Source organism: Pseudomonas sp. HOU2, from assembly GCF_040729435.1.
Lineage (GTDB): Bacteria > Pseudomonadota > Gammaproteobacteria > Pseudomonadales > Pseudomonadaceae > Aquipseudomonas.
On record NZ_CP160398.1, the window covers coordinates 628,890 to 642,809 of the forward strand.

Sequence of the window (13,920 nt, forward strand, 5' to 3'; positions counted from 1 at the left end):
CTCAGCGCGCCCGATGCGCGAGGCCGAAGGTGAACATCAGGGCCAGCACCAGCACCAGTCCCTTGACGAAATCCTGTGCGTAATACGGCGCGTTGAGCATGGTCAGGCCATTGAGCAGCGACGCCACCAACAGTGCGCCGACCAATGTGCCGAAGGCATTGGGCTTCTTCGCCCCGAGCACGGCAAAACCGATCAGCGCCGCGCCGAGGGCATCCAGCACCAGACCATTGCCGGAGCTGACATCACCCCGGCCCAGGCGCGCCGCCAACAGCAAACCGCCGAGCGAGGCGAGCAATGCCGATAGCACATACGCGAGCAGCTTGAAACGCTGCACTGGCGCGCCTGCCAATCGCGCCGCCTGCTCGTTGCCGCCAATCGCATAAAACAATCGGCCGATGCGCGTGCGCTCGAGAAACAGCCACACCGTCAGCGCCACCAACGCAGTGATCAACACCGGAACCGGCACCACCTCCCACAAACGTCCGCGGCCGATGGCGAGAAACGCCGCGCTGAACGTGCCCTCGGTTTCCACGCCACTGGGCAAGGTCATGCCCACCGCAATCGAGCGCCCACCCGTGGGAATCAGTTGCACGCCGATCACCAGAAACATGCTGCCCAGCGTCGCGAGAATGTCCGGCACCCGCAGCTTGACGATCAGCCAGCCATTGAGCAGCCCGACCAGTGCGCCACCGGCCAGACTGATCAGCACCGCCGGCACCGCGCCCCAGCCGAGCACCACCATCACGTAACTGGCGATCATCAGGCTCATCGCTGCGACCGCGCCAATCGACAGATCAAGCCCGCCGACCGCCATGGTCAGGGTCACGCCAAGAGCCAGCAGTGCGACGATCGACACCGACTGCAAGATGCTGAACAGATTGCCGACGCGCAAAAACGCCGGTTCCGCGACACTAAAAAACACCACGATCAGCGCCAGCAGCCACAACAGGCCGTAGCGGATCAGCGCTTGCAGCAGGCGCTCGGCGGGTGCCGTAGCGGACGACAACAATGAACTCGAATCAGGCACTCGCTCTGCTCCTTGGCGTGGCGTGAAAGGGATTTTCGCTAGCGTCGCTGCCGGCCAGCGCGGCGACCAGGGTCGCGCGTTCAAGGCCGGCGCGCGGGTATTCGGCGATTACCGCGTGATCACGCACCAACAGAATGCGGTCGGCGATTTCCAGGGCTTCATCGACATCGGCGCAGATCACCAGGGTCGCGCGGCCGCCGGCACTGTCGCGCAACAACTGGCCGATCTCGCGGCGGGCGCGCACGTCGACGCCCTGAAACGGCTCGTCGAGGATCAACACCCGCCCTTCTCCGAGCAGCCAGCGGCCAAGCACGACCTTCTGTTGATTGCCGCCGGACAGCGTGCTCATCGGCACCTCGATGCCGGCGGCCTTGATTCCCAGTGCCGCGACTTGCGCCTCGACCGCTGCGGCTTCGGCGCGGTTGCGAATGAAACCGGCACGGGTGAAACGCTGTAGAAACGGTAAGGTCAGGGTGCGGCGCAGGGAGAAATCCGGCACCAACGATTGACTGGCGCGATCCTCCGCTGCGAGAAACACACCGCTGCGAATCGCTGCCCTTGGCGAACCCGGCAGCCAGTCCACGCCATCCAGTTGCAGGCTGCCGGCCACGGCTTTGCGCAAGCCGAACAGCACTTCGGCGATCTCGCTTTTGCCAGCGCCGAGCAGCCCGGTCAGCACCACTACTTCGCCTTGGTGCAGGTTGAAATCGAAGCGCCTGGAGTGCGGCAAAATCTGTAGACCTCGCGCACCCAATACTTTTTGCCCCAGGGTGCCGGGCGTGTAGACATGCCCTTCCAGCGCCTGCCCGAGCATGGCGTGCACCGCTTCCGGCAACTGCCGCGCACTGAACTCTCCGGCCAGTCGCCCATCGCGCAGGACAATGGCGCGGTCCGCCACCCGTTGCAGATCGGACAAGCGATGGGAGATGTACAGAATCGCCACGCCGCGGCTGCGCAAGATATCGATCAGATCAAACAGACGCTGCGCCTCGGCATCCGACAATGCCGCCGTCGGCTCATCGAGAATCAGCAGACGCGGCTGCAAGGCGAAGGCCCGCGCCAGCACCACCAACTGCCGTTCGGCCAGGCCCAGCTGTTCAATGGTTTGCTCCAGCGGCAACACCAGCCCCAGCCCGGCGGCGATGCTCGCGGCGCGCTCCAGCAGATGTTTGCGATTGAGCCAGAAGTCCGCGTCGGGCCTGCACAACTCATCGAGCAGCAGGTTTTCCGCCACGCTCAAACCGGGCGCAATGCCCTCGTTGATCTGCTGATGCACCGCGACAATCCCGACCCGGCGTGCTGACAGCGGCGAACTGAATTGGCGGGGCTGACCGTCGATGTAAATCTCGCCGCCATCGGCACGCTGGCTGCCGGCCAGAATCTTCACCAGCGTCGATTTACCGGCGCCGTTGGCACCGAGCAACGCCACCACTTCGGCGGGATGAATCTGCAGGCTGACGCGATCCAGCGCATGGTTCGAACCGAAGCGCTTGCTCAGTTCACGCACCTGAATCAGCGGCGCGCGGGCCACGACCACACTCATAAAATTCCTTAACGTCGATGGGCCAGCGAACGCACCAGCCGGTCGCCCAGGCTCTGCACGCCCTGCACCAGAATGACCAGCACCACCACGGTGGCGACCATCACTTCATTGTTGAAACGCTGATAGCCATATCGGATCGCCAGATCACCGAGGCCGCCACCGCCGATCACCCCGGCCATGGAAGAAAAACCGATCAGCATCACCAGCGTCAGAGTGATCCCCGCCAGCAACGCGGGCAGCGCTTCGGGCAGCAGCACTTTGAAAATCACATGACGGATATCGCCGCCCATGGCGAGGATCGCTTCGATCCGGCCCTTGTCGACTTCATCCAGGGCGTTCTCGACGATCCGCGCGAAAAACGGAAATGCGCCGATGGTGATCGGCACCACCGCAGCGGTGCTGCCCAGCGTCGTACCAACCAGCAGACGCGTCAGCGGAATCAGCGCAATCAGCATCACCACAAACGGCAGCGAACGCCCCAGATTGACCAGCGAACCCAGCGCGGCATTGAGCCGTGGCAGCGGCCACAGTCCATCGCGCCGACTGACAAACAGCGACACCCCGAGCGGCAAACCGATCAGCAGCGTGAACAGCCCCGCGAGCAAGACCATGTACAGGGTCTCGCCGGTGGCGTTGAACAGCAGTTGCAGGATTTCATCCCAATTGATCGTGCGGTTCATGACTGGGCCGCCCGCACGCCGTATTGCTTGAGGAAGCTGAGCCCGGGGATGTCGTGGCCCAGCGGCAGACCGCAGGTCGGACGCAACGAAGTGCCGAGACTCGATTGCGCATCGGCGAGCAAGCGCGGCACCGGGCCGGACTCGACCAGTCGCCCGTCGGCCATCAACGCCGCGTGATCGCAGATCGACTTGACCACGTCCAGTTCATGGGTGATCAGCACAATGGTCACACCCAGTTGCCGGTTGATATCGCGCAGCAGGTCGAGAATCGACGCGGTGGTTTCCGGGTCCAGTGCGCTAGTGGCTTCGTCCGACAGCAGATACGCAGGCTCCGCTGCCAGTGCGCGGGCAATCCCCACCCGCTGCTTTTGCCCACCGGACAACTGCGAGGGAAAGGCTTGCGCCTTGTCGCTCAGCCCCACCAGTTCCAGCAGCTCGCGCACCCGCACATGGCGCCACGGTTTGCCGACGTTGGCGATCTCCAGCGGCACGGCGATGTTGTCGAACACGGTGCGCGAATGCAGCAGATTGAAGCCCTGGAAAATCATGCCGATGCGCTGCCGCTGGCGACGCAGGTCGCTGGGCGACAGGGTCAGCAGGTCCACGCCGTCGATGAGAATTTTCCCGCTGTCCGGGCGTTCGAGCAGATTGAGACAGCGCAACAGGGTCGACTTGCCTGCGCCGCTCCGCCCGAGGATGCCGTAGATCGCGCCGTCGGGAATACTCAGCGATACCTGATCCAGTGCCGGCGCCGGCGCCGACGGGTAGGTCTTGCTCAACTGCTCGACGACGATCATGGCTTGCCATCCTCCACCGGAATCACCGACCCCTTGAAGTTATCGGTGATGTATTTCGCCACTTGCGGCGAGGTCAGGTCCTTGGCCAGTTGCGCAATGCGCGGATCGTTCTGCAGCTTCGGCGTGGTCACCAGAATGTTGGCGTACGGATTGTGTTCGGCCTTCTCCAGCCCCAGCGCATCCTGGGCCGGCACCAGTCCGGCTTCCAGCGCGTAGTTGCCGTTGATCACCGCCAGATCGACGTCGTCCAGCGCCCGAGGGATTTGCGGCGATTCGATTTCGAGGATCTTCAGCTGTTTCGGGTTCTCGGCGATGTCCTTGGGCGTGGCCTGATCGGCCGCCGGATCCTTGAAACCGGGCTTGAGTTTGATCAACCCGTTGTCCTGCAACAGGTACAGCGCACGGCTCAGGTTGGTGACGTTGTTGGGCACGGCGATGGTGCCTTTTTCCGGCACCTCGGCGAAGTTTTTGTGTCGGCGCGAATAGATGCCCAGCGGCTCGATATGCACCGTGGCGGCCACCGCGAGTTTCTGCCCCAGCGCTTGCTCCTGGGATTTCAGGTACGGCAGATGCTGGAAGTAATTGGCATCGACATCGCCATGCACCAACAGCTCGTTGGAGTTCACGCCGTTGGGAATCTCGATGACCTTGAGCTTGAGTTGCGGATCGATTGTCTGGATGTACGCGAGAATCTGCGCGTGAGGCACCGGGTCGGCCGCCACGCGCAACGGCTCCAGTGCCTGCGTGCCGAACGAAGTCACCAGCGCGCCGAGCACGGCCAGGGTCAAACCTGCTTTCTTCAACATGTGCGGAGTCCTTGAGCGAGTGATGAATCAGGCGCTGGCGGTTTTACGAGCCGGTGCGGCGGGCATCAGCGCATCGGCATAAAAGCGTCGGGCGACGTCGGGGTGCGAACGCAACCGACCTTTGAGGTAGTTCCAGCCGACATCGCGAAACAACGGATTGAGCGGATCACTCGCCGGGCCACGCGCTTCGCGCAGCAGCGCGGTGGGCAACGGATACAGCGGCACCACGGCATCGAGTTGCGCGCCGAGGAAGAAGGCGATGGACAAGCGTTCGCTGCCTGCGGGCGGCGACACCACCCGATGCACCGTGGCGCGCAGATAACCGTTGCTGGCCAGTTCCAGCAGTTCGCCAATGTTCACCACCAAGGTGTTTTCACGCGGCAGCGCATCGATCCAGCGCCCCTCCTCGACTTCCACTTGCAACCCGGCCTGCTGGTCTTGCAGGAGAAAGCTGAGGAACCCGGAATCCTTGTGCGCGCCGACGCCTTGCTGGCTCGCGCTGGCGGCCTGGCCTGGGTAGCGCATCAACTTGATGTGTTCGTTGGGCTGGTCGCCGTACAACTGATCGAACGCGTCCGCCCGCAGCGACAGCGCCTGGGCAAAGGCACGCAGCAGACGCAACGCCATACGCGTCATCGCCTGTTGCCATTCGAGCAGCAGCGGTTTTAGTTCTGGCAGCGCCGCCGGCCATTGGTTGGGTCCCTGCAACCGAGCCCACAACGGGCTGTCCGCGTCCAGCGGCAACGCTTCGCGCTCGGCGCCGAGATCGAATTGCTCACGCCAGTCGGGTTCACCACGGGTGATCTCGGAAGCAGCACGGTTGTACCCGCGAAAGTGCGGCGAATTGATCATGCCGACGGCAGTCTTTTCGTGCTCGGACAAGGCAAAGAACTGCCGGGCGTGGTCCTGCACCTGCTTGAGCAGGTGGCTGTCGATGCCATGGCCGGTGAGATAGAAAAAGCCGACGTCACGCGCGGCGTGACGCAGGTTTTCAAGAAATTCATAACGCTGTTGCGCGGTGCCTTCGAACAACGAAAGGTCCAGCGTCGGCAACGTGGTGATATCGAGGGTATGCGGCATGATTCACTCCCGTGTGAACCAAACCTGAAGAGCCTTTGATCGATTCAGCGTGTGCCGTCATGGCAATCGGGGGTCTATCGGTTTGATGCGTTTGATTCGTCGTGAGACAAAACTAAACGATCTTAAAAACCACGAACAAATACCCTTTTTGCATTAGCTTAGGCCTGACGCTCAAGTTCGCTGTCATCACGCGACAGCTCTCCCGCTTCCACTGATCAACGTGCCGGGTCATAAAACGGCTCGACTGCCACCCGGCTGCCGACAAAGAAACTGTCAGCCACCAGCCGCAGCGGCTGCAGGTCCACATCGCTGGTCCGATCGCCAATCAGTTGCTGAAAGTGTCGATACACCGCCGTGTACTCGCCCTCTTCCGATACCGCCTGACGCACGCCGTCGATGCTCAGCAGCGCCCCGCCGTTGTCCAGGCGCAGCAGCCCTTCGGCGCAGCGAATCTCGATGCTCCAGAGTTCGTCGTGACCGTGGTCGAAATCGAACTCGGCCTGCACGTCGAGCCGGTGCGCATCGGACATCTTGATGGACGCGGCAATCGGCGACTGGCAGTTGTCCGGTACGCGCAGTTCGGCGGACTCGACAAACAGTGCCTGCGCCAACAAATGGGTGACAATCGACAAGGCATTGATGCCGGGATCGAAAACGCCCAGACCACCGGGTTGCCAGATCCACGTCTGACCGGGATGCCACTTGCGCACGTCTTCCTTCCAGTCGATCTGCACGCTTTGCAGCGTGCGGCCGGCGAGCCAGTCGCGGGCGGCTTCGATACCGGGGGCGTAGCGCGAATGCCAGGCGAACAACGCACTGACACCCTGTTGCTGCGCTTGACTGATCAGGGCCAGCGCCTCGCCCAGCGTGGCGCACGGTGGTTTTTCCACCAACACATGTTTGCCGGCGGCCAGCGCCTGCTGCACCAGGGCGAATCGACCTTGCGGCGGCGTACAAAACGCAATCGCATCCACCTCGGGGCCGTTTTCCAGCAACTCGCTCAACGAGTGAAAGTTCTCCACCCCGGGGCAGGGTTTGCCCTGCGTGGCGACCGCCACCAAGCGAAATCCGGGATTGGCGTTGATCGCCGGAACATGTTGATCCTGGGCAATCTTGCCATAGCCCACCAGACCGAGACGGATCGGTTGCATCAGTGACTCCTGTTGTTGTCTTGTTGTCGTCAGCGAATGCGCAGATTAGCCGCAAATGTCTGGGAATACCCAGCTGAGTCTGATCAAAAAACCGCAGAAGCCAGCGCTCGGTTCACCGCGCCGGGTAGCGTGCGTCAATGCAGCGGCGCGACTGAAGTTCGCCTGCTCGCCAAAGCCCACAAGGTTACCGCCGACCGTGACAACCTCAGTTGCATGGCGGTGACCATCACGCGCCTGGCCGGTGATGTTGTGGAACTTGATGGTGTTGAGCAACTGCTCGTCAACCTGAAAAGAAAAGGCGTTCCGAGCAAGACAGAAATCATGGCCCTGCAAGGCCGCTACCTGCAGGAAGATGCTGCTCACTTAAGAGATTTTGCATTCAATTGAAACCCGTGGCGAGGGAGCTTGCTCCCGCTGGGCTGCGTAGCAGTCCCTCTTTTGGGGCCGCTTCGCGACCCAGCGGGAGCAAGCTCCCTCGCCACAGTCACAGTGTCGGGCTTAAGTGAACAGCATTAGCTTTTCAGGGCAGGCTTTCACTTTCACAACGCTGCAGTCACTTCTGCTGCGCGGTCAACGCCGAGTAACTGTTCATCAGGTTCCGGTAGTTCGGAATCCGCTGCGACAGCAGATTGCCCAGCCCTTCGATGTCGTTGCGCCAGTCGCGGTGCAGCTCACAGGCGACCGAGAACCAGTTCATCATTTGTGCGCCGGCCTGGGTCATGCGGCTCCACGCGGCTTGCTGGACGGTGGTGTTGAAGGTGCCGGAGGCGTCGGTGACGACGAATACATCGAAGCCTTCGGCCAGTGCCGACAGGGTCGGGAACGCGACGCAGACGTCGGTTACCACACCGGCGATGATGATCTGCTTGCGGCCGGTGGCCTTGATCGCCTTGACGAAGTCTTCGTTGTCCCAGGCGTTGATCTGGCCTGGGCGGGCGATGTACGGCGCGTCCGGGAACATTTCTTTCAGTTCCGGGACCAGCGGGCCGTTGGGGCCTTGTTCGAAACTGGTGGTGAGGATGGTCGGCAGGTTGAAGAATTTCGCCAGGTCGGCCAGCGCCAGGACGTTGTTCTTGAACTCGTTCGGCGAGAAGTCCTGAACCAGAGAAATCAGACCGGTCTGGTGGTCGACCAGCAGGACTACGGCGTCGTCTTTGTTCAGGCGGTTGTAGGTTGCAGTGCTCATGTTTGAATCCCTTTTCTTGGTTGAGGTAGTTGGCGTTGCGTTGAACATGGGCACAGATTACTGACACCACCGGAACCGATAAATCGGTTGAAAAGTGTTTCACTGTCAACTTGAAGCGGACAATCGAGCGTCCCTGAGCTCGATTGCAAGCAAAGTTCGATGGCGAAGGGTTATGAGCTAATAACACCTTCATTAAACCGTCTTTCAAACGTTGTACTAGGATAGGATCCACATCCTGACATTTGCGCCGACCAGGGAACATGCTCGACGCAGGTCAGGAATGGGACTGTTTCACCTGCAACTCATGGATGATGTTTATGAATTCACACCTGTTTCCCCATATCGGTAAAGTCATTGCGAGCACCGGCAGCCGGCACTTTCCGCGGATGCTGCATGACCTGATCCAGACTCAACTGGCGGTGGACGCCACACACATTCGCCAGATGCGCGTCGAGCCGGTGGGCCGCCCCGCCCATCGCCACCTACCGGAACCCGGCAAAGACTCGGCCCAGCAGGCTGAAACGGTATTCTGCGAACAGATTGCCGCACGCTCGAGCGAGCCGATGGACCCGCCAGCCTCGGCCAGCGCCGATGCCTCGCAGCTGCATCTGACGAGGCGCAAGGACGGCTACCGCTACGTGATTTCGGTGTATCGCAACGACCAGTCGCAACGGTTCTCGGCTCAGGAGCAGAGCTTGTTGCAGGACATTTCTCCGGTGCTGTTGCCGATGCTGGAAAAACACATTCACGCCCTGCAACCCCAGCAGGCCAACACAGAAGACCCGTCGCCCGGCGCGGACGGTGCGCAACAGGGCCTGGAAAACCTGCGACTGCGCTTCAACGAGCGTTTGCAGCAACTGGGCCTGAGCCTGTCCAATCGCGAAACCGAAGTGTGCATCGGCCTGCTCGCCGGGCGCACCGCACCGGAACTGGCCGAGCAGTTGCAGTTGAAGGTCAACACGGTGGAAAGCTACCTCAAACGCGCGGCAATCAAACTGGGGATCAGCGGCCGGCATTCGTTGATGCGCTGGATGTATTCGCCGGAGGACACCAGCCACGCCACCAGCGCAGCCTGAGTCCACAACCGAACAAAAAACCGCCGCCCTCCTCGGGCGGCGGTTTTTTTACATTGGAGGCCTAATCCTTCGGCACGACTCTATCCAGCGCTTGATTCACCGCCAACTCCCCCAGCATCACCACCTGCGCAATGCCCAGCGCCGTATTGCGGCTCGGCCCTTCCAGCGTGCCGGCGAAGTCGCTGAGCATCACCGTGGCCGAGGCCAGGGATTGGTTGGGTTTCGGGCATCAGCTGGAACTCCGATCGAGGCACTTTGAAAGGATTACTCACTGTAGGAGCTGCCGAAGGCTGCGATCTTTTGATCTTGTTTTTTTAAGGCAACGTCAAAAGATCGCAGCCTGCGGCAGCTCCTACACGGGGGACCGCGTGATTAGTTCGGGATGCGGCGGCCGTCCAGTACCCGGTTGACCATCAGTTCACTGAGCATGATCACCTGATGCAGCATCAGCACGGCCCGGCGCTGTGGGTTGTCGACGGTGTCGCCGATATCGCGGGCCATGTCGCTGGCGGCGGCCAGGGATTCACAGGCTTCGACGAGCAAGGTTTCTTCATCCACCTCGGGGTCGATGAGGAAGATTCTGTTCGCCTTGCATGACGAGGTTGAAGGGATCGGGATCTTCAGTGCGCCGGGGTTGAGGTAGAAGTTGATGGCGCGGTCGGTTGCCGCTTTTATCTTCTGCGGGTCGAGGGCCGGGTCGTACGGGATCGAGGTGTCCGGGGGGTTGGGTTTGGCTTTGAATATGGATGAAGCTCCTGCTTAGCAAAAGTAAGGAGCCGTCACTCTCGCTACCAAACGAGGGTGGCGGCCATACGCGGGTTGGTAGACCGGTCTAAGCAGGAAAACCCGGCGCTCCCGAAGGAGCCCCACGCATGGCCACCATAAAATCGAGTCCCCGAAAAGGAACTGCACACGGTGTCGCCATCACACTTAGAAACGGGCTACCAAACCCGATCACTGATTTTCAGTGACAGGGAAACGATATAGCCCGGCCCATAGCCGTGTAAGCCGGCGGATTCTGGCGTACGCGTAGGTAACGGCGCAAGGCGTTGTAGCCGTTAGGGCGTAACGGTTCGTGTACTTTAAACGTGGTTGCAGGGGTGCGTTTATGTGCGGGGTCTGCTCTGTTGCTTTGATGTTGTCTGGCAGGCCGCTTTCGCTGGCAAGCCAGCTCCCACAATTTGACCGAGAGCATTCAGTCAGGGATTGGTCGGCTTGTAGGCCGTCATCGCCAGCAGGCTGGCTCCTACAATTGGATTGGGTGCATTCAGTTGGGGACCGGTTGGCTGTCAGGCCGCCATTGCCAGCAGGGCTGGGCGAAAAACAGGGACGGGTTCGTGACCCGCCCCTTTCGATTTGTGCGCTTCAGGCACGAGCCCGGCCAGGCAGCTCTGGCAGTCAGTCCCGTGCCAACGCTTCGATCGGGTCCAGGCGCGAGGCATTACGCGCGGGGACGAAGCCGAAGACGATGCCGATCAGCGTCGAGCAGATCACTGCCGTCACCACCGAGGCCATGGAGAACACCATTTCCCATTCCTTGATGAACAGCGAAAACAGGTGACCGATGGCATACGACAACGAGATGCCGATCGCCCCGCCGAGCAGGCAGACCATCACCGCTTCCACCAGGAACTGCTGACGAATGTCCGACTGCCGTGCGCCGACCGCCATGCGAATGCCGATCTCGCGGGTACGCTCGGTGACCGACACCAGCATGATGTTCATCACGCCGATGCCACCGACCACCAGCGAAATCACCGCGATCAGCGACAGCAGCAACGCCAGCGAGCGGCTGGTTTTCTGCACGGTCTGCATCACGCTGTCGAGGTTGTTGGTGTAGAAATCCTTGATGCCGTGGCGTTGCAGCATCAATTGGGTGACGTGATTTTCCACGACTTTGCTCGACTGGCCGTCCTTGATCCGTACGCTGATGCTGTCGAGAAAGCGTTGGCCCAGGATACGCCCGGCGGCGGTTTCGTAGGGCACCCAGACGTTGAGGGTCTTGCCCGAGGCAAACAGGTTCTTGTTCTCGGCGGCCACGCCGATCACCGTGCATGGCAGGTTGCCGATCAGGATCACCTGCCCCAGCGGATCAACGCCCTCGCCGAACAACCGATGCCGGGTGTTGTAATCGATCACCACCACCTGCGCCTGGCGCCGCGCATCGCTTTCGCTGAAGGTGATGCCCGCCTCCAGTTTGATCCCGCGCACCTGAAAGTACTGGTCGCTGACGCCGTTGATCTGCGCGTCGAGGTCGATGTTGCGGTAACGCAGGAGCATGCTGCGGCCGACCACCGGGGTGGCGCTGTCGACGTAATACAGCTGATTCAGCGCGGTGACGTCAGCCGGCACCAGTGTCTCGATCGACGCGGCGCGCTTATCGCCGAAACTGCTGCCGGAATAGATGTCGATGGTGTTGCTGCCGATCGCCGAAATGTCCTTGAGCACGTAGTTTTTCGCGCCCTCGCCGATCGCCGAAATCGACACCACCGAGGTGATGCCGATGACGATCCCGAGCATGGTCAGCAAGGTGCGCATACGGTGCGAAATCAGCGCCACCCAAGCCATGTTGAAGGCTTCCTTGAACAGCCCGAGGCTGGCGACCAGACGGCGGGTCGCCGGGGGTTTCGGCGCAACGTCCTCTTCGCTCGGCAGTTGCCCGCTGTCGCGCACGTTGAGGCGGTCGCTGAGGATTTCACCGTCGCTGACTTCGATGATGCGCTCGGCGTTGGCCGCGACTTTCGGGTCGTGGGTCACCAGAATCACCGTGTGCCCGGCCGCGTGCAGCTCCAGCAGGATGCGCATCACTTCCTTGCCGCTGGCGGTGTCGAGGGCGCCGGTGGGTTCGTCGGCGAGAATCACTTCACCGCCGTTCATCAAAGCCCGGGCGATACTCACCCGTTGTTGCTGACCACCGGAGAGCTGACTCGGCCGGTGGGTCAGGTGTCCATCAAGGCCCAGTCGTGCCAGCAATTCGCGGGCGCGGGCGTGACGTTGCGGCGCGGGAATGCCGGCGTAAATCGCCGGCATCTCGACGTTGTGCATCGCGCTCAGGTGCGGCAGCAAATGATAGCGCTGGAAGATGAAACCGAAGTAATCGCGGCGCAGTTCGGCCAGCGCCTGATCGTCAAGGTCGCGGGTCTCCTGGCCGTTGATCCTGTAGCTGCCGGCAGTGGCGTAATCGAGACAGCCGAGGATGTTCATCAGGGTTGATTTGCCGGAACCGGAGGCGCCGATGATCGCCACCATTTCTCCGGCATTGATCGTCAGGTTGATGTCCTTCAACGCGAGAAATTCGCGGTCGCCAGCGGTGAAACTGCGGGTGATGCCGGTCAGTTGCAGCAATGCTTGCGTCATGCTCAAGCCCCCGCCACGGCGGGCAACGGATCACCGATCACCACCCGCTCGCCTTCGCTGAGGCCCTGATTGATCTGCACTTTGACGTTGTTGTTGATCCCGGTCTGCACGTTGCGCGACTGCGCCTGGCCCTTGGCGTCGAGCACCCGCACCGGAAAACTTCCATCAGCATTGCGCGGCCCAAGCGCGGCCACCGGCACGGTCAGCACCGATTGCGCGGTATCAAGGACGATGCGCACTTGCGCGGTCATCGAGATGCGCAAGCGATGGTCGGGATTGGGCACCTCGAACAGCGCGTTGTAGAACACCGCGGTGTTTTGTTTCGGGGTGCCGGCCGGCGGCGTTTCGAGGAAGTTTTGCGGCGCAGGCTCCGTGCCACGCAGCTTGCCGTAATAGCGTTTGTCCTCGCCGAGGATGGTGAAATACACCTGCTGCCCCGGCGCGATATGAATCACGTCGGCCTCCGACACCTGGGCCTTGATGGTCATGGTGTCCAGATCCGCCAGTTTCAGCAGGATCGGCGCCAATTGGTTAGCAATCACGGTCTGGCCTTCCTGGGTGACGATGCCGACCACGTCGCCATCGATCGGCGCAACGATCCGCGTGTACGCGAGGTTGACCTTGGCGGTGTCAATCTGGATATGCGCACTTTTGATCTGCGCATCCAGCGACAGCAGATTGGCCTGCTGCACCTCGTAATCCGATTGCGCGGTCTCGAAATCCTGACGAGATATCGACGCGTCTTCCTGCAGGTTCTGATAGCGCTGGTAAATCGCTTTGGTCTGCTTGAGCTGGGCTTGCGTGGCACGCTTCTGCGCCTGCAGGTTTTCCTCATCGACCTGCGCCTGACGCAGGGTGTTCTGCAGCACCAGCGGATCGATCTCGGCCAGCCACTGGCCCTTCTTCACCTTGTCGCCCACCTTGACCTTGAGCGACTTCAACTGTCCCGACACCTGGGCACCGACGTCCACCTGCTTGACGCCTTCCAGCAAACCGGTGGCGAGCACGGTGTTTTCGATATCCGAGCGTTCGACTGGAGCGGTCTGGTATTTCGGCGCTTCGGCCGGTGCCTGCACCGTGTACAGCACCAGACCGGCCACCGCCGCCAACGCCAACCCCATACCGACTTTGCGCAACTTCGACTTTTCCATAAATAACCACAAGTCCGTTCAGGGATGAACCCGGCCAGCGGCCGGGTCTTGATAGAACAACCACAC

14 protein-coding genes are annotated in these 13,920 nt (G+C 61.4%); 2 read left to right on the forward strand and 12 right to left on the reverse strand.

Going from position 1 to position 13,920, the window contains the following annotated elements:
• Position 1: 1 nt before the first annotated feature.
• The 7 genes from ABV589_RS02760 to ABV589_RS02790 all read right to left on the reverse strand — a co-directional run bounded on the left by ABV589_RS02760 (position 2) and on the right by ABV589_RS02790 (position 7,084).
• The gene (locus ABV589_RS02760; protein ID WP_367084760.1) at positions 2 to 1,027 is read right to left on the reverse strand and encodes an ABC transporter permease; all 1,026 of its coding nucleotides are present in this window, start codon (positions 1,025 to 1,027) and stop codon (positions 2 to 4) included.
• Complete coding sequence (locus ABV589_RS02765) at positions 1,020 to 2,570, reverse strand: sugar ABC transporter ATP-binding protein (protein ID WP_367084761.1); 1,551 nt, start codon at positions 2,568 to 2,570, stop codon at positions 1,020 to 1,022. The genes ABV589_RS02760 and ABV589_RS02765 overlap by 8 nt, the downstream gene beginning before the upstream one ends.
• An 8-nt stretch (positions 2,571 to 2,578) precedes the next feature.
• The gene (locus ABV589_RS02770) at positions 2,579 to 3,250 is read right to left on the reverse strand and encodes a methionine ABC transporter permease (RefSeq protein WP_367084762.1); all 672 of its coding nucleotides are present in this window, start codon (positions 3,248 to 3,250) and stop codon (positions 2,579 to 2,581) included.
• Positions 3,247 to 4,047 carry a methionine ABC transporter ATP-binding protein gene (locus tag ABV589_RS02775; protein WP_367084763.1) on the reverse strand — a complete coding sequence of 267 codons (801 nt, stop codon included), beginning with the start codon at positions 4,045 to 4,047 and terminating at the stop codon, positions 3,247 to 3,249. The genes ABV589_RS02770 and ABV589_RS02775 overlap by 4 nt, the downstream gene beginning before the upstream one ends.
• Positions 4,044 to 4,853, reverse strand: a complete 810-nt coding sequence (locus tag ABV589_RS02780) for a MetQ/NlpA family ABC transporter substrate-binding protein (protein ID WP_367084764.1) — start codon at positions 4,851 to 4,853, stop codon at positions 4,044 to 4,046. Before ABV589_RS02780 ends, ABV589_RS02775 begins: the two co-directional genes overlap by 4 nt.
• A 27-nt stretch (positions 4,854 to 4,880) precedes the next feature.
• Entirely contained in the window at positions 4,881 to 5,933 is a 1,053-nt protein-coding gene (locus ABV589_RS02785; RefSeq protein WP_367084765.1) for an isopenicillin N synthase family oxygenase, read from the reverse strand.
• Positions 5,934 to 6,148: 215 nt separating this feature from the next.
• Entirely contained in the window at positions 6,149 to 7,084 is a 936-nt protein-coding gene (locus ABV589_RS02790; RefSeq protein ID WP_367084766.1) for a Gfo/Idh/MocA family oxidoreductase, read from the reverse strand.
• A 129-nt stretch (positions 7,085 to 7,213) separates the two neighbouring features.
• Here ABV589_RS02790 and ABV589_RS02795 point away from each other — a divergent pair, with 129 nt between their 5' ends.
• Entirely contained in the window at positions 7,214 to 7,471 is a 258-nt protein-coding gene (locus ABV589_RS02795) for a hypothetical protein (protein ID WP_367086163.1), read from the forward strand.
• A 166-nt stretch (positions 7,472 to 7,637) separates the two neighbouring features.
• On the opposite strand, the gene ycaC is transcribed toward ABV589_RS02795, so the two are convergent.
• Entirely contained in the window at positions 7,638 to 8,270 is a 633-nt protein-coding gene (ycaC, locus tag ABV589_RS02800; RefSeq protein WP_007966399.1) for an isochorismate family cysteine hydrolase YcaC, read from the reverse strand.
• 317 nt (positions 8,271 to 8,587) lie between these two features.
• Between ycaC and ABV589_RS02805 the strand changes: the two genes are divergently transcribed.
• Positions 8,588 to 9,346, forward strand: coding sequence for a helix-turn-helix transcriptional regulator (locus tag ABV589_RS02805; protein WP_367084767.1), 759 nt, complete (start codon positions 8,588 to 8,590; stop codon positions 9,344 to 9,346).
• A 61-nt stretch (positions 9,347 to 9,407) separates the two neighbouring features.
• Here the strand turns inward: ABV589_RS02805 and ABV589_RS02810 are convergent, their stop codons facing one another.
• From ABV589_RS02810 to macA, 4 genes are all read right to left on the reverse strand, one after another.
• Positions 9,408 to 9,536: a hypothetical protein gene (locus tag ABV589_RS02810; protein WP_367084768.1), complete on the reverse strand. Its 129-nt coding sequence runs from the start codon at positions 9,534 to 9,536 to the stop codon at positions 9,408 to 9,410.
• Positions 9,537 to 9,718: 182 nt separating this feature from the next.
• Positions 9,719 to 10,090, reverse strand: coding sequence for a hypothetical protein (locus tag ABV589_RS02815; protein WP_367086164.1), 372 nt, complete (start codon positions 10,088 to 10,090; stop codon positions 9,719 to 9,721).
• 654 nt (positions 10,091 to 10,744) lie between these two features.
• Positions 10,745 to 12,703, reverse strand: a complete 1,959-nt coding sequence (locus ABV589_RS02820) for a MacB family efflux pump subunit (RefSeq protein ID WP_367084769.1) — start codon at positions 12,701 to 12,703, stop codon at positions 10,745 to 10,747.
• Positions 12,704 to 12,705: 2 nt separating this feature from the next.
• Positions 12,706 to 13,854: a macrolide transporter subunit MacA gene (macA, locus tag ABV589_RS02825; protein ID WP_096797354.1), complete on the reverse strand. Its 1,149-nt coding sequence runs from the start codon at positions 13,852 to 13,854 to the stop codon at positions 12,706 to 12,708.
• Between the last annotated feature and the right edge of the window lie 66 nt (positions 13,855 to 13,920).